General features: G+C 43.8%; 14 protein-coding genes and 2 pseudogenes. 5 read left to right on the top strand and 11 right to left on the bottom strand.

Annotated elements, in window-relative coordinates; genetic code table 11:
• Positions 1 to 20: 20 nt before the first annotated feature.
• The 10 genes and pseudogenes from bamA to rpsB form a co-directional block, all read right to left on the bottom strand.
• Positions 21 to 1,901, bottom strand: coding sequence for an outer membrane protein assembly factor BamA (gene bamA / locus AC0L6V_RS23200; RefSeq protein WP_418138652.1), 1,881 nt, complete (start codon positions 1,899 to 1,901; stop codon positions 21 to 23).
• 134 nt (positions 1,902 to 2,035) lie between these two features.
• Positions 2,036 to 2,338 carry a POTRA domain-containing protein gene (locus tag AC0L6V_RS23195; protein ID WP_418138651.1) on the bottom strand — a complete coding sequence of 101 codons (303 nt, stop codon included), beginning with the start codon at positions 2,336 to 2,338 and terminating at the stop codon, positions 2,036 to 2,038.
• A gap of 10 nt (positions 2,339 to 2,348) precedes the next feature.
• A complete protein-coding gene (rseP, locus tag AC0L6V_RS23190) occupies positions 2,349 to 3,695 on the bottom strand; it encodes an RIP metalloprotease RseP (protein ID WP_265220692.1) in 1,347 nt (448 codons plus the stop codon).
• Positions 3,692 to 4,868: pseudogene (ispC, locus tag AC0L6V_RS23185) on the bottom strand (1-deoxy-D-xylulose-5-phosphate reductoisomerase). The gene rseP and the pseudogene ispC overlap by 4 nt, the downstream one beginning before the upstream one ends.
• The gene (locus AC0L6V_RS23180) at positions 4,868 to 5,671 is read right to left on the bottom strand and encodes a phosphatidate cytidylyltransferase (RefSeq protein ID WP_418138650.1); all 804 of its coding nucleotides are present in this window, start codon (positions 5,669 to 5,671) and stop codon (positions 4,868 to 4,870) included. Before AC0L6V_RS23180 ends, ispC begins: the two are co-directional and overlap by 1 nt.
• Before the next feature lie 2 nt (positions 5,672 to 5,673).
• Positions 5,674 to 6,403 (bottom strand): annotated as a pseudogene (gene uppS, locus AC0L6V_RS23175) (polyprenyl diphosphate synthase).
• A 49-nt stretch (positions 6,404 to 6,452) separates the two neighbouring features.
• Entirely contained in the window at positions 6,453 to 7,010 is a 558-nt protein-coding gene (gene frr / locus AC0L6V_RS23170; protein WP_111608020.1) for a ribosome recycling factor, read from the bottom strand.
• Positions 7,011 to 7,017: 7 nt separating this feature from the next.
• Positions 7,018 to 7,740 (bottom strand): UMP kinase, encoded by a 723-nt coding sequence (pyrH, locus tag AC0L6V_RS23165; protein WP_265220688.1) that lies wholly within the window; start codon positions 7,738 to 7,740, stop codon positions 7,018 to 7,020.
• Between the two features lie 132 nt (positions 7,741 to 7,872).
• A complete protein-coding gene (gene tsf / locus AC0L6V_RS23160) occupies positions 7,873 to 8,733 on the bottom strand; it encodes a translation elongation factor Ts (RefSeq protein ID WP_111608021.1) in 861 nt (286 codons plus the stop codon).
• A gap of 85 nt (positions 8,734 to 8,818) precedes the next feature.
• Positions 8,819 to 9,553, bottom strand: coding sequence for a 30S ribosomal protein S2 (gene rpsB / locus AC0L6V_RS23155; RefSeq protein ID WP_265220687.1), 735 nt, complete (start codon positions 9,551 to 9,553; stop codon positions 8,819 to 8,821).
• Between the two features lie 520 nt (positions 9,554 to 10,073).
• Here rpsB and map point away from each other — a divergent pair.
• The 5 genes from map to AC0L6V_RS23130 all read left to right on the top strand — a co-directional run bounded on the left by map (position 10,074) and on the right by AC0L6V_RS23130 (position 16,397).
• Entirely contained in the window at positions 10,074 to 10,931 is an 858-nt protein-coding gene (gene map, locus AC0L6V_RS23150) for a type I methionyl aminopeptidase (RefSeq protein WP_409419152.1), read from the top strand.
• Positions 10,932 to 11,023: 92 nt separating this feature from the next.
• On the top strand, positions 11,024 to 13,717 hold the full coding sequence (glnD, locus tag AC0L6V_RS23145) for a [protein-PII] uridylyltransferase (RefSeq protein WP_409419151.1): 2,694 nt from the start codon (positions 11,024 to 11,026) through the stop codon (positions 13,715 to 13,717).
• Between the two features lie 5 nt (positions 13,718 to 13,722).
• The gene (gene dapC, locus AC0L6V_RS23140; protein WP_265220682.1) at positions 13,723 to 14,910 is read left to right on the top strand and encodes a succinyldiaminopimelate transaminase; all 1,188 of its coding nucleotides are present in this window, start codon (positions 13,723 to 13,725) and stop codon (positions 14,908 to 14,910) included.
• 29 nt (positions 14,911 to 14,939) lie between these two features.
• The gene (gene dapD, locus AC0L6V_RS23135; protein WP_409419150.1) at positions 14,940 to 15,977 is read left to right on the top strand and encodes a 2,3,4,5-tetrahydropyridine-2,6-dicarboxylate N-succinyltransferase; all 1,038 of its coding nucleotides are present in this window, start codon (positions 14,940 to 14,942) and stop codon (positions 15,975 to 15,977) included.
• 78 nt (positions 15,978 to 16,055) lie between these two features.
• Positions 16,056 to 16,397, top strand: a complete 342-nt coding sequence (locus AC0L6V_RS23130) for an ArsC family reductase (protein ID WP_265220681.1) — start codon at positions 16,056 to 16,058, stop codon at positions 16,395 to 16,397.
• On the opposite strand, the gene AC0L6V_RS23125 is transcribed toward AC0L6V_RS23130, so the two are convergent.
• Positions 16,394 to 16,597, bottom strand: coding sequence for a hypothetical protein (locus AC0L6V_RS23125; RefSeq protein ID WP_111639572.1), 204 nt, complete (start codon positions 16,595 to 16,597; stop codon positions 16,394 to 16,396). The genes AC0L6V_RS23130 and AC0L6V_RS23125 overlap by 4 nt on opposite strands.
• Positions 16,598 to 16,604: the final 7 nt, after the last annotated feature.

Genomic DNA, 16,604 nt, shown 5'->3' with positions numbered 1-16,604 from the left:
ACTAAAAAAAGCTATCTAAACTAAAATGTGGTACCTAGCTGAAACTGGAAGAAGTCTGTTTTGTCGCCATCTTTTGAATTTAAAGGTTTTGCAAAATTGAATGACAGTGGCGCGATCGGTGTAATCCAAGTCCAACTAAAACCAACACTGTAGCGAATTTCGTCCAAATCAACACCTTCATTACACTCGGTATTACTAGCCAAACAGGTATCAGTGAATACGTTACCACCGTCTAGAAAAAACGCTGTTCTAACTGATTTATGATCTTCAACCATGGGTAAAGGAAAGATCAATTCCGCCGTTCCAGTCATCAGAATATTACCACCTAACGCAGAACTGCTGTTTGTCGAATCTGCATCGTATGAGTTCTTTGGACCCAATGAAGATGCACCATAACCACGTACCGAATAAGAGCCACCAGCGAAGTAGTTTTCAAAGAATGGTAAAGTATCCGTGTCACCATATCCAGAACCATAACCTAAACGACCTTTTAAGCGGAACAGCCACAAATTCGAATCGGTCATACTCCAATAACGCTGAGAGGTCAAACCAAGCTTAGTATATTCTTGGTCACCTACTGGCAAAGCCACCTCTAAGGTTGCTCTGGTTGAATAACCATCTGTTGGCAACACACCACCAACCAAGTCACTATCACTCCAAGTCAAACTAGCAATAACATCGTCATAGTTATCACCGTGGGTTTCAACATAGTCTTTTGTTTCATTAGAAGGGTCATAGCCCAACTTCACTGTACTTTCTTTTACTGTCAAACCAAAAGCCAAGCGTTGGGTATCCGATATTGGGTAACCATAACTAACGCCAGCACCGATCGAATCAAGATCATAATCCTCAACATCATCATCGGCATGATCACTGGTTTTATAAAATATTTCAAAACCACGACTCACGCCATCCACTGTAAAATAGGGATTGTCATAACTAATCGAGTAATCTTGCGTCTGATTTGTTCGCGACGCATTAAAAGATAACTTATTACCTGTCCCTAAAAAGTTACGCTTAGAAATACCAAAACCCAGCACGGTACCATCTTCTTGAGAATAACCAATGCTTGCTTGAATACTGCCAGATGCTTGCTCTTGAACGACAACATCAAGATCCACCTGATCTGACGTGCCCGCCACAGGTCGAGTTCTTAAATCAACACTGCCAAAGAAGCCCAATCGTTCAATACGACGCTTAGAGGATTGAATTTTAGAATGCGTTGCCAAAGCCCCTTCAAACTGAGTCATCTCACGACGCAATACCTCATCTTGAGTCTCGCTATTACCACTAAATGTAATACGACGTACGTAAACCTTTGGACCTGGCGCGATTTGATAACTGAGATTCACCGTATGATTATCAAGCTTCTCTGGAATAACATTGACGTTTGTGAACAAATAGCCATCATCACCTAATTCCGTCGAAATCCCTTCAATAATCTTTGTCACTTCACTACGAGAAAAAACGTCGCCGCTTTTCTGCGTGATTTGTTTCCATATGCGATCTTCTGCAATCGGCAGACTACCGCTTAAAGAAACGTTATTAATGTTATAAGGTTGACCTTCCTCGACGTTAATCACGATATAAACATCACGTTTATCGGCCGACAAGCTCACCTGACTAGACACCACATTAAAATCCAAATAGCCTTTGTCTAAATAAAAGCTCTTTAGGGTATTAATATCACCTTCTATTTTGGCTTTGGCATATTCGTCTGCCGAGCTAAAAGGATTCCAAGAACCTGTCTCTCTTGATTCAAAGTCTTTGGTTAAGGTTTCTTCGTCAAAATCCTTGTTACCGACAATGTTAATATGAACGATTTTTGCCGTATCACCTTCATCAATGTTAATAACAATACCTGTACGATTACGAGGCATTTCCTCAACAGAAATATCCACCTTAGCGCTATAGCGACCAAGTGCATAATATTGACGCTGGAGCCTCTTGAACAATCTGGTTCAACGTTTCTGGCTTGTATATTTCACCAATCTCCAAGCCTGATAACTTCAGACCTCGCTCCAAATCTTCTGTTTTAATGAGGCTCATTCCCTTCAATCGTCAAGTTACCTATGGAGGGACGCTCTTCAACATCAAACACTAATACATTGTTGTCTTCATACACATCAATGTCGCTAAAGTAGCCTGTGTTAAAAAGAGCGCTAATCGCTTGATAGACCTTGCCCGAATCATAAGACTCACTTTTATCAAAGCCGATTACATCAAACGCTCTAGCAGATGGCATTTGAACTAGGCCATCAATTCGAACATCCTCTACGGTTTTTGCAACACTCTGCACGCTTATTAAAGCCAAAAATACTACTGAAACGACTTTCACATATACCTCTCTACAAGCGGGCAATATCATTAAAAATGGCAACAGCCATTAAAGCAAATAAAAGAGAAGCACCAACCCGATAAGCCATAGCCTGAATTTTTTCAGAAACTGGCTTCCGGCGTATAGCTTCAATGCCGAAAAATACTAAATGCCCACCATCCAACATGGGAATAGGCAACAAATTAAGCACACCCAAACTGACACTGAGGTAAGCCATGAATTTCAAAAAAGACTGCAAACCTGAATCTGCAGATGCACTCGCCACCTTGGCGATCGTTATCGGCCCAGATAAATTATCAACCGATATCAAACCCTGTAGCATCTTACCGACTGAAGAAACTGTCAAAGATACCATCTTAGACGTTTGTTCAACACCATAAGAAATTGCCTCAAACGGACCATAATGGCGCTCTCTGACAACACTCTCATCTAATTGAGGCGGAACAACAGCGAGTCCAGCATACCCTATCAGTTTACCATTTTGCTCCGTAGATTTGGGCAATAATAATAATTTAACAACGTCTTGCCCTCGCTGAACCTCAACATCTAGTGCTTTATTAGGACTGGCTTGCACCAATGCAACGACCTGCTGCCAATTTGATATAGACTGGTCGTTCACACTAAGAATTCTGTCATTAGCCTGAAAACCAGCACTCGCTGCAGCCCCATCCTCTACAACCTGTGCAATGATAGGTAACACATCAGGTCGCCATGGCACGACCCCAAACGCCTGGATTAAGTTGTTAGGCTCCTCTCCTACCAGCCAACGATCTAATCGAATCGCCTCCTCTTGCTGATAATCTCGACCATCTACCTGATAACGAACGATAATGGTTCCTGTTTTTCCGATCAAGCCTGCTAGCACTAAATTTACATCTTCCCAAGAGACAACAGCTTGATCCGCAATAGAAATCAGCTCATCCCCTGCTTGAATCTGGGTCTGCGCCAATGGCGAATTAGCCGCAACATGACCGACTTTAGGCGCAAGTGACTGAATACCAAGTAAAGCAACTAACGCGTAAATAATGACCGCCAAAATGAAATTGGCAATAGGCCCTGCCGCAACGATAGCAATGCGCTGCCAAACTGTTTTTGTGTTAAACGCCTGACTGCGTAAGGATGCAGGCACATCACCCTCACGCTCATCTAGCATACGAACATAACCACCCAATGGAATCATTGCTAGCGTGTATTCAGTCCCTGTCTTCCCCACATAACGATAAATGGGTTTTCCAAAACCAACCGAAAAACGCAGCACTTTCACACCGCAACGACGCGCAACAAAAAAATGACCAAACTCATGAAAAGTAATTAAAAGACCTAAAGCAACAACAATAGAAAGGATATTTAGTATCATAAAAAACGACCGCGATTGATCACATCAAGAGCTAGGCGGCGTGCATAAAGATCCGCCTCGAATACATCGTCAAGGGTATTAACCGCTACGATATTAGCACCAGCCAGTACCTGCTCATTAATACGAGCAATATCTAAAAAGCGAATCTGACGATTTAAGAAAGCCGCTACAGCAACCTCATTAGCCGCATTCAAGACGGCCATAGCCGTACCACCTGCAAACCAAGCATCAGCCGCTAATTGCAGGTTCGGAAAACGCATTAAATCAGGTGCATCAAAGTTCAAGCGAGATATATCCACAAGATTTAATGGTGCCACGCTAGTATCAATCCGATCAGGCCAACTCATACCATAAGCAATAGGTATCTTCATATCAGGGTTGCCCATCTGCGCTAGCACAGAGCCATCAACATAAGAAACCATTGAGTGAATAATGCTTTCCGGATGAACCACAACATCTATCTCATTTGGCGTCACATCAAATAACCAACACGCTTCGATTAACTCCAACCCTTTATTCATCAAAGTCGCTGAATCAATCGATATTTTTTGCCCCATAGACCAATTAGGGTGTTTGCAAGCTTGCTCGGGGGTCACCGAAGCCATGTCTTCTAAAGACCAAGCTCTAAAAGGACCACCTGAAGCAGTTAGGATAATTTTAGCAACATCCTTCTTGTGAGCGCCAATAGAGGCTCTGGGGCAAGCTTTGAAAAATAGCATTATGCTCACTATCAATGGGCAGCAATACTACATTATGCCTTGCAACTTCATCCATAAACAATTTGCCTGCTGTCACCAGAGACTCCTTGTTTGCCAGAAGTATGCGCTTACCCGCACGTATACCGGCTAGTGTTGGCTTTAGCCCGGCAAACCCCATGATAGCCGCCATCACCTGATCAACATCGGGATCAGCAGCAATAGAGTCCAGTGCCTCTTCGCCCCACTCAAATGACGTTGGCAAACCTTGACACTTTAGAGCCAGCTGGTCACGAGCCTGCCTAGACCCCACCACCACTCGCTTAGGTTTAAAGCGGCGACATATCTCCGCCATTTTATCAACGCTTTCATTGGCCGATGCGCTAACCAAGGAAAATTTATCTGGGTGCAGCGCTATGATATCTAACGTGCTTTGACCAATGGAACCTGTCGCGCCTAATAAGCAAATACCTTGCATCAAAGCCATCCAGTCAAACTTAATAATAATACATAAATAGGTGCCGCCGCCGTCAAACTATCGACACGATCCATAACACCACCGTGCCCAGGTATAAGGTGACTTGAATCTTTTAATTGCTCATGACGCTTGAATAGACTCTCTGTTAAATCGCCTAAGACAGAGACGGAAGAAGTCAGTAAAGCAATAAACGACAATACACACCACTGTACAAACGTAAAATCACTCAATAAGGCAAACACAGTCACACCGATTTGCGTCAGCACCAAACCGCCTGCCACACCTTCCCATGACTTACCAGGACTCACAAAGCGAGCCAGCTTTCTTTTACCAAAAGCTCGCCCAACAAAATAGGCGCCTGAATCAGCTCCCCATATTAGCCCCATCAACAGCAGCACCCACACTAAAAAATTGTCAGACTGCCTTAACATAACCAATGCTGACCAAGTCGTTACTAGCACCAACATACCAAACAATAAGCGACTAAAGGTATGCTGCCAGAAAAGAAGCACTGGATATTTCATTACCCAATACAAGGCAACCCCCCATAAAATTGGGACCAAATACAGTGACATTTCATGAATATTTAAGTTCAAAATAGACAAGCAAAGAACGCCGATAAAGACCGCAAACGCAATACGCCCCACCTGATTACGAACACCAGATAGACGCGCCCATTCCCAACCTGCTAAAACAACCACTCCAGCCATAGCAAAAATAAAATGCGCAGCGTTGAGAACAAAAACGGCATAAACAAACAACACTGCCATCACGATGGCACTTAAAATTCGAGGGAGTAACATGGTTATCGACCACCATAACGACGTTGACGATTTTGATAAATTTGAATTGCTTCATCAAAATGTTGTTGTTCAAAATCCGGCCATAACACCGGAAGAAAGACAAATTCAGAGTAGGCGGTCTGCCAAAGTAGAAAATTACTAATGCGCTCTTCCCCTGATGTTCGAATCAACAAATCTGGCGGTGGCAAATCGGCTAACTGCATATGCTCACCCAATACCGCCTCATTAATATCTTCTGGAGAAAGCTCACCTAACGCAACACGTTCAGCTATCGACCTTGCAGCCTGAGCAATATCCCAACGACCACCGTAGTTCGCAGCAATAACCAGCGTCATTTGAGTGTTGCTTGCTGTTGCTTCTTCAACATTCTTAATTTGATTCTGCAAACCGTGACTAAAGCCAGAAAGATCACCAATCACTCTAAGTCTTATTTTGTGCTCGTTTAAACGTTTTAGCTCTTTTTTCAAAGACCGCATAAAAAGCGTCATCAACCCATCCACTTCTAGCTTTGGACGCTTCCAATTTTCACTGGAAAAAGCAAACAACGTTAACACTTTAACGCCGTCTCTAGCGGCAGCCTCAACTACACGCCTGACAGCTGAAGCACCTGCTGTATGACCCGCAATACTCGGAAGATGTTTTTTTGGCCCAGCGATTGTTGCCATCCATGATAATAGCAACATGCGCAGGCACGACAACTGAATCAACGTCAGCGCCATCTAATTCAGACATAGCGTCACCCTAGTCGATAAAAAAAGCGAGCCGAAGCCCGCCTCCTTTATTATATTTCCATCAAGTCTTTTTCTTTCGCAGCAAGACGCTCTTCTACTAAAGCCACATACTTATCTGTTATTTTTTGAACTTGATCTTGAGCACGACGCTCTTCGTCTTCCGAGATTTCTTTTTCTTTCACTAAGTCTTTCAAACTTCCGTTTGCATCACGACGAATATTACGAATCGCAATACGACCATTTTCCGCTTCATTCTTCGCCTGTTTGAAATAATTTTTACGAGTCTCTTCCGTCAAGGCTGGCATAGGGATGCGGATAAGACCACCGCTAGTGGAAGGATTCAACCCCAAATCGGATTTAAAAATCGCTTTTTCGATCTCTGGCACAAGATTGCTTTCCCAAGGAGAAATCCCCAGAGTACGCGCGTCCTCGACTGTAATGTTTGCCACTTGGTTAAGAGGCGTTTCTGTACCATAGTAGTTCACTTTAACTGGATCTAATATACTTGGGTGTGCACGACCTGTACGGATTTTTTTAAACGCAGATTCAACAGAAGAAACCGCTTTATTCATTCGATCTTCTGCATCTTTAAGAATTTCGTTAATCATAACTTCCTCACTTAATCAGTGTACCTTCATTGCCACCAACCATGATATTTATCAAGGCTCCCGGCTTATTCATATTAAAAACACGTATCGGCATAGCGTGATCACGAGTCAAACAGATAGCAGTTAAGTCCATGACACCCAACTGTTTTTCAAGTACCTCATCGTAACCCAATGTATCATATTTCACCGCGGAAGGGTCTTTCATCGGATCCGCAGAATAGACACCATCCACTTTTGTTGCCTTCAGTACGACATCAGCATCAATCTCAATGCCGCGCAAACAAGCAGCAGAGTCTGTCGTAAAGAAAGGATTACCTGTCCCAGCCGAGAAAATAAGCACATCACCTTCTTTCATTAAACGCATAGCACGACGTCTATCATAAGGCTCGACAATACCTGTCATGGTGATGGCCGACATCACTCGAGTTGCGATATTGGCACGTTCCAGTGCATCACGCATCGCCAATGCATTCATTACCGTTGCCAACATCCCCATGTGATCGCCCGTCACACGATCCATACCCGCTTGACTCAGCGCTTGACCACGAAACAAGTTACCACCACCAATAACAATACCGACCTCAACACCAATACCGCGCAACTGACCGATTTCAAGCGCTATGCGATTCAATACCTTAGGGTCAATACCGAAGGACTCATCACCCATTAAGGCTTCGCCGCTTAGCTTAAGCAAAATTCGTTTGTATTTTGGACTCTTTTCTTTTGACATATCAACCTCCGGCAATGGTTTTCTTTCTTAACTCACTGAGGTCAATCCTATCACCGACACTCATCAAACCTAGCTCTCATAAAAAGGGGCAGTCAAGCTGCCCCTTTTTTTGCAAGACATTACAACTCAGAATTAACCTCTAAGCTGTGCTGCTACTTCTGCGGCAAAATCCACCTCAGCCACTTCAATACCTTCACCCACTTCTAGGCGAATGAAAGAAGTCACTGTTGCACCAGCGTCTTTCACTAATTGACCCACTTTTACGTCTGGGTTCTTAACGAAAGGTTGCTCAGTTAAGCTGTTTTCAGCCAAGAATTTCTTCATACGACCAACAATCATTTTATCAACGATCTCAGCTGGCTTACCAGCCATGTCTGGCTGCGCACGAACAATTTCTTCTTCTTTTGCAAGAACTTCAGCAGGCATATCTTCACCGCGAACTACGCGAGGAGAAACAGCAGCAATGTGCATAGAAACATCTTTAGCTAGCTCGTCAGAACCACCTTCCAATTGAGTCAATACAGCAATCTGGCCGTTACCGTGTAGATAACCACCTACCAAACCACCTTCAACAACGACTGCGCGACGCGGAGAGATGTTTTCACCGATTTTTTGAACCAATGCTTCACGTGCTTGGCCGATTTCACCCGCCAACAACACTTCCATATCGGTTTGTTTTGTTGTGAAAACAACGTCAGCTACCTTGTTGGCAAAAGCAATAAAGCCTTCGTCACGAGAAGCAAAGTCTGTTTCAGAGTTTACTTCAACCAAGATACCGTAAGAAGCATCATCAGCAACGCGCATGATGATGGTACCTTCAGCTGCTGTACGGCCCGCTTTCTTAGCTGCCTTCATGCCACTTGATTTACGTAGCTCTTCAATTGCCACTTCAATGTCAGCGTCAGCAGCGACAAGTGCTTTTTTACACTCCATCATGCCAAGGCCAGTACGTTCACGTAGCTCTTTTACTAATGCTGCAGATACTGCGGCCATGTTAAATCCTCTTTATAACAATTCAAATTTAAAAAAGGAGGTAAGAAACCTCCCTTTAGAAACCAGAACAAACTAAACAGTTTGCTTACGCTTCAGTCGCTTCGTTTACTTCAACGAATTCATCAGCAGTACCAGCAGTCGCATTACGACCTTCTAGAACCGCATCAGCAAAAGCACCAACGTATAACTGAACAGCACGGATAGCGTCGTCGTTAGCAGGAATAATGTAATCAACACCATCTGGATCACTGTTTGTATCAACGATACCGATAACAGGAATGCCTAATTTATTTGCTTCTTTGATCGCAATACGCTCGTGATCAACGTCAACGACAAACAATACATCTGGAAGACCGCCCATATCCTTGATACCACCCATAGAAAGCTCTAGTTTTTCAAGCTCACGAGTACGCATCAAAGCTTCTTTTTTAGTCAGCTTATCGAATGTACCATCAGACATTTGTGTTTCAAGCTCACGTAGACGCTTGATAGACGCACGAATGGTTTTGTAGTTAGTCAACATACCACCTAACCAACGGTGGTTAACGTATGGCATACCAGAGCGAGCAGCTTGCTCTTTGATCGTTTTAGATGCAGCACGCTTAGTACCAACAAACAATACCTTGTTTTTGTTCTCAGCCATTTTTTTAACAAGCTCAAGAGCGTTGTTAAGAGCCGGAACTGTGTGCTCAAGGTTAATGATGTGAATCTTGTTACGAGCACCGAAAATGAAAGGCTTCATTTTTGGGTTCCAGTAACGAGTTTGGTGACCGAAGTGTGAACCAACCAATAATAGGTCGCGCATAGAAACTGTAGGCATTTTACTATCCTTTAAATTTGGGTTATATGTGCTTACCAGCTAAAAGCGTCAATCGAATAAGGTTTAAAGCAACCTAAGACACCCAAGACACTTTTATTTAATTGCGGCAAGATCGTTGATTTTAAAAAAACGCTTGTTTTAGGTACAATCCTAACAAGCGGGCGTTTTATACCATATTCAACGACAAACCAAAAGACTTGAACGTGTTTTTACACATCATTTGAAGCGCGTTTTTTTCCATGAGAGAGGCGATTCTGGCGCTCAAGTCATGTAGAATGTCTCGCAACTTACTCTCAATGAGACCTTCGCACGGCGTCGCGAGCAAAGTCAAGACGAGGCAAGAACAGACAAAAGGCGGATAACTACATGGATGTAGTTATTAGGGCGACGCAGGAAGCCAAAGCCGAGCTTATGGGTTATAAATGAGCATTTTGAGTCTGTTTTTAACAAAGTATTGACGAGCACAGTAGTCGTGCAAAGGTCTCAATATAGACATAAACCTATCTAAGACACCTACATTATGAGCAATGAAATACTACAGAAAGTTGAAGCATTAACCCAAAATGGCCGCATTGAAGTGCCAAGCTGGACGCCTCGTCCTGCTGCAACGCGCTTCACCGACATCAGCGATATTGAAGGCATGCGTACCGCTGGCAAACTGGCTGCAGATGTTTTAGTCATGCTCGAAGAATTTATTGTGCCAGGCGTGACAACCGAACAAATTGATATCATTGCCCACAACTACATCGTTGAAGTACAAGGCGCTATTCCAGCTCCCCTCAACTATCATGGTTTTCCAAAATCATGCTGTACTTCAGTCAACGACGTTATTTGTCACGGCATCCCAAACGACAAGCCACTCAAAAAAGGCGATGTGGTTAACGTCGACATCACCATTATCAAAGATGGTTATTACGGCGATACCAGCAAAATGTTTTTTGCCGGCCCAGCCCTCCCCCATGCAGAGCGTCTTGCCCAAGTAACTCAAGAATGTCTTTACCTTGCCATTGATATGGTAAAACCCGGTGTACGCCTTGGTGATATCGGCGCAGCGATTTCCGCCCACGCACACAAACACCATTATTCAGTGGTCGAGGAATATTGTGGGCATGGCGTTGGCACAACGTTTCATGGCGAACCGCAAGTAGCACATTACGGTAAAGCAGGAACAGGGGTGATGTTAGAAGAAGGCATGACATTGACCATAGAACCCATGATTAATGCAGGTAAAAAACAGGTGAAACATACTGGCCCGGATAACTGGATCGCTAAAACCAAAGACGGTCGATTATCAGCACAATACGAGCACACCTTACTGGTTACCGCAACTGGTGTTGAAGTTCTTACTCGTCGACCTGAAGAAACGCGCTTCGCTTAAATGAAGCGCGATACCTTTTGGGTTTACCGCTATGTAGCACCCCAACAAATCAAACAGTACTAACATAATTATTTATTCTTCGAGGCTTTTGTATGGACTTCCCTGCTTTTCCAGACGCTCCGCCACTTCTTACTCAGGAAGAAAAACAGGAGCTAGCCCAACCAAGCTGCTCAGTTTCGCGCTATCGAGCCATTATTGAAGAAAAAACACACCTTTATAACGATTTTTTTCATTCTCTTCATCCGATAGAAAAACTCGTAAAGGGATTATCGTCTTTTTACGATGAAATTATGTTAGCTGCATGGACTGCCAAAGGCTTACACCTAGAAAGCAATGTCAGCCTTGTTGCTGTCGGAGGATATGGGCGGAGTGAGCTACACCCCAAATCCGATATCGATTTACTTATCTTAATCGATAACGAAGCACTGGCGCCTAAAGACAAAATAGAAGCCTTTATCACTTTCTTATGGGATATCAATTTAGATGTTGGCCACAGCGTTCGTACCATTGACGAATGCACCGAGATGGCGGCAAAAGACATCACCATTATCACCAATCTAATTGAGTCACGCACACTCACTGGCCCAGTCGATCTATTAGCCACACTGAAACTGCATATTGATATATCACAAATGTGGGACGGTCACTCGTTTTATCAAGCCAAGCTTGCTGAGCAAAAGCAACGTCATGCTAAGTATCAAAACACGGCCTACAATCTAGAACCCAATTTAAAAGAATGCCCTGGCGGGCTCAGAGACATGCAAGTGATCGATTGGGTTGCCAAGCGCCATCTACATACACACCGACTTAGCGCCTTAATTGAAAAGCACTTTTTATCTGAAGACGAATACATACAACTAAAAGGCGCCGTCAGCCATTTATGGCGGATCCGCTGGGCTTTACACATGGTGGCTGGCCGCAAAGAGGATCGCTTACTTTTCGACCACCAAAGAACTCTGGCTAAGCTATTTGGCTTTGACGATGACGACCTAAAGCGCAATGTAGAACGCTTCATGCAAGGCTACTATCAAAGCGTGGCTGCCATTCAACAGCTTAACGATCTACTATTGCAGCACTTTGAAGAGTCATTTTTAACAAAGGACGCCATCAATAGCATCGAGGTGATCAACGACCACTTTCAAACGGTTAACGGGCAATTAGAAGCTCGTTCTACCACGCTGTTTCAAGATAACCCTTCAAGTATGCTGGAAATATATGTTTTATTGGGCTCCCATGAGAATATCAAGGGTATTCGCGCCAATACGATGAGACAACTGCGGGATAACCTTGATCTAGTTGACGACGAATTTAGAAACAACAAAAAAAACACCGATCTCTTTCTAGACATCATATCCAGTCGATATAGGCTCACCAGTATTTTAAGATCCATGAAACATCTTGGACTACTTGGACGTTATTTACCTGAATTTGGTGCAATAATAGGCCAAATGCAGCACGATCTCTTCCATATTTACACAGTTGATGCCCATACACTTCAACTGGTTGAAAACCTACGTCGTCTCTGGCTGCCAGAATTTAAACAAAAATTCCCAATTTCAGCACAAGCCATTCGCCATGTTGCAAAAGTCGAACTGCTCTATATAGCAGGTCTATATCACGACATAGCAAAAGGTCGCGGTGGTGATCATTCAGAACTCGGCTGTGTCGATGCCCAAGCGTTTTGTGAACGCCATGGACTCTCTAAACGAGACACTGAACTTGTTGTTTGGTTAGTCAGAAACCATCTATTCATGTCGGTTACCGCACAACGCAAAGACATTTCAGACCCTGAAGTGATCTGGGAATTTGCCAGCTACGTAAAGGATCAAGAGCATCTAGATTATCTTTTTATCCTGACTGTTGCCGATATAAACGCAACAAATCCGACCATGTGGAACAGCTGGCGAGCTTCATTGATGCGCCAACTCTATTTAGAAACGAAACGCGCTCTTCGTCGTGGATTGGATTTCCCGATTGATGCAGACATGATTAGTGATGAACATAAACAACGCGCCTTAGAAATCATTATTGAACGCAACGTTGACATCATGGAAGCGGAAGCCATCTGGGAAACCATCGAAGAGGAATACTTCATCCGTTCAAATGGTGATGAAATTGCCTGGAACACTGAAGCCATACTGCGTCATCGCCCAAGCGATAAACCGCTAATTGCTATCACCCCCCTTGGTGGACGTAATTTTTCTGGTGCCAGTAAAATTTTTATTTACACCTTAATTAGCAAGCATCTATTCGCTGTGACCGCCGCAACATTTGAGCAACTAGGGCTAACCATATTAGACGCTAAAATTAGCCATACAACCGACAATTACAGTTTAGATAGCTTTGTAGTGATGGATAGCAATGACAGTGACACCAATTTACATCTCGACAAAGAGCGCATCACTTTAATACGAAAAACATTGATGGAACAACTCGAAACCCCATCATTATACGAAAGCGTAGTGCAACGTCACACACCACGCATTCTAAAAATATTTAACTCTCCTGCCACTGCGCATTTTGTTAGCCAACCAGAAGAGGTTTGGTCAGCACTTGAAATAACTGCCCCCGACAGACCAGGTTTGCTGGCTTTGATTGGCCAGTTTTTTATGAACAACAACATCATGCTACATAAAGCCAAAATCGCCACACTAGGTGAGAGAGTAGAAGACACCTTTTATATTACAGAAGAAAATGGCGATCTTATTACGGACGAAGAGAGTATGAATAAGATTTGCACCCTTTTAAAAGAGAAAATAGACCGTTTTTCTCAAGCGATGGAATAAAGACAATGAACCCTCTTATACATTCTTTACACCCATATCCTTTTCAAAAGCTCGCTGAGCTTATCGAAGGGATAACACCGAACCCAGCCAAACCGCTTATCAAGCTCACTATCGGGGAACCTCAACACGAAGCACCCGCGATCGTCCTTGACACACTAGCCAAAAGCCTAAGTGGCATCAGCAAGTACCCGAGTACGAAAGGCGAATTACCATTAAGAGACTCGATCAGCCAATGGGCAAAGCGTCGTTTTAAGCTAGAAAGCCTCAACCCTGACACACAAATTTTACCTGTAACAGGAACGCGTGAGGCATTGTTCGCCATCACTCAAACCCTAGTTGGTGAAAAACAAAACTCGCTTGTTGTTAGCCCCAACCCCTTTTACCAAATATACGAAGGCGCAGGCATCCTTGCGGGAGCCGAGATGCATCTTCTACCCTGCAGCGCCGAAACAGATTACAAAGTTAACTACCACAATGTCAGTGACGATGTTTGGAAACGCTGTGAAGTCTTGTTTGTGTGCTCACCCAACAACCCAAGTGGTGCGATCACAACCCTAGAGGAATACGCTTTTTTGATTGAAAAAGCCAAAGCCTTCAATTTCACTATCGTGGCAGACGAATGCTACTCTGAGATCTATTTTGGCGATCAAGCCCCTTTAGGACTATTGGAAGCTTGCCAAATATTAGGCAACAAAGATTACCAGCACTGCCTAATATTCCAATCACTATCAAAACGCTCAAACATGCCAGGACTACGTTCAGGGTTTGTTGCTGGCGATGCCTCAATCATGAAGCCATTCTTGCTATACCGCACCTATCAAGGCTGTGCCATGCCGATCCATCACCAAGATGCTTCCATTGCTGCTTGGGATGATGAAGAGCATGTCATCAAAAATCGTGAAATTTACACCCGAAAATTTGATGCTGTACTAGAAATATTATCGCCTGTTATGCCAATTAACAAACCAGAAGCCGGCTTTTACCTTTGGCCTAAACTCACCATGACAGACGAAGATTTTTGTACTGCTCTATACCAAGAAGAGTCAGTTCTGGTTTTACCTGGCAGCTATTTAGGTCGAGAAGTAGAAGGCATAAACCCTGGTAGCCATCATGTTCGTATGGCACTGGTTGCAGAAGAATCTGAATGCGTTGAGGCAGCCAAAAGAATCAGAGACTTCCTCAATCGCAGATAACCCCCTTAGCTCTTAGTTGGAGAAATAATATGAGCAATACCATTTTCGCGTTCGGTCTTGGCATCGGCACACAAAATAAAGAAGGCAATTGGCTAGAAATTTTTTACGCCTCCCCAAGCCTAACCCCTGAAAAAAACACCGTAGATGCGCTATTAGAAAGCACCAACTATGAGGGTGGAAATAACACCCTAGTGCTAGATGAAAGCGACCTTAATCGTCTACACATGAATCTTTTAAAAGCGGGCAACATAGAGCAAGCCGAATTAGCATCTCGCCTAAAAGCCTCAACCAAACCTGTCATTTTATGCGTATTAGCAACAGATGAAGCCCCAACCAATCCAGCAGAAGTGTATTTAAAACTTCAACTAATTTCTCATCGTTTAGTGACACCGCACAATACCGTCTTAGATGGCATGTTTGGTTTATTGATCAATACCGCTTGGACAAGTGAAGGCCCAATCGACGTAAGAGAACTCGCCGATCGTCAATTAAGCGCTCGCATGGAAGGCCGCACAATCGAAGTATTCAGCGTTGATAAATTCCCTAAAATGCTCAACTTTGTCGTTCCTACGGGCATCCGCGTTGGCGATGCAGCTCGCGTCCGTCTGGGTGCACATCTAGCGGAAGGCACAACCGTCATGCACGAAGGTTTTGTAAACTTTAATGCTGGCACACTTGGTAACAGCATGGTTGAAGGTCGTATTTCTGCCGGTGTTGTGGTTGGTAATGGCTCCGATCTTGGTGGTGGCTGCTCCACGATGGGAACGCTATCCGGTGGCGGAAACATTGTCATTGCTGTTGGTGAAAAATGCTTGATTGGCGCCAATGCAGGTATTGGTATTGGTCTTGGTGATCGCTGTATCGTTGAATCTGGACTTTACATCACAGCGGGCTCTAAAGTTGCCGTACTAGATGAAAACAACCAAGTCGTCTCTACGGTGAAAGCACGCGAGCTGTCAGGTCAATCTGACCTGTTATTCCGTCGCAACTCCGAGACAGGCACAATTGAGTGTAAAACCAACAAAGCAGCCATCGCATTAAACGAAATGCTACACGCTCACAACTAATACTCAACACCTTAACCAATCAACAACCAAGCGCCATATTGAACACTCAACTCAATATGGCGCTTTGTGGATGAGACTATGATTCAAATATTTGGCATCAAAAACTGCGATACAATGAAAAAAGCCTTTCGTTGGCTAGATGAAAACAATATTGAATACTCTTTTCATGACTATAAGAAATTAGGACTAGATGAGACAACAGCAAAAGCTTGGGTAGATGCAATCGGCTGGGAAAGCATCATCAACAAGCGTGGTACCACGTGGCGCAAGCTAGATGAAGAAATAAAAAGCAGCATGAACGACGACAGCGCTATTCATGTTATGGTAACGCAACCCTCTATTATCAGGCGACCTTTAGTCATCGCCAAAGGGTCTATTCATTTGGGCTTTAGCCCAGAAGAGTATGCCAACCTTTTTTAGCGCAAAATAGGCGTGTAAAGTCGAGGTCTTTCTTTGTTAGACTTAGGTGGCACCACAGGGGTAACACTCGGTACATATCCCGAAGTAGAAACATCCGAGCGAATGACTGGAACGAAATACGACTCTTGAACGACAGGCTGCTGGAAAAGGCTACAACCAGAACCAAGTAACCCCAAAAAAACAACGACACCCAATTTCATAACGCCA

The sequence above is a fragment of the Marinomonas sp. G8-14 genome, assembly GCF_055808935.1.
Note: the sequence above shows the minus strand (reverse complement) of the source record. Positions and strands in the feature narration are given on the sequence as shown.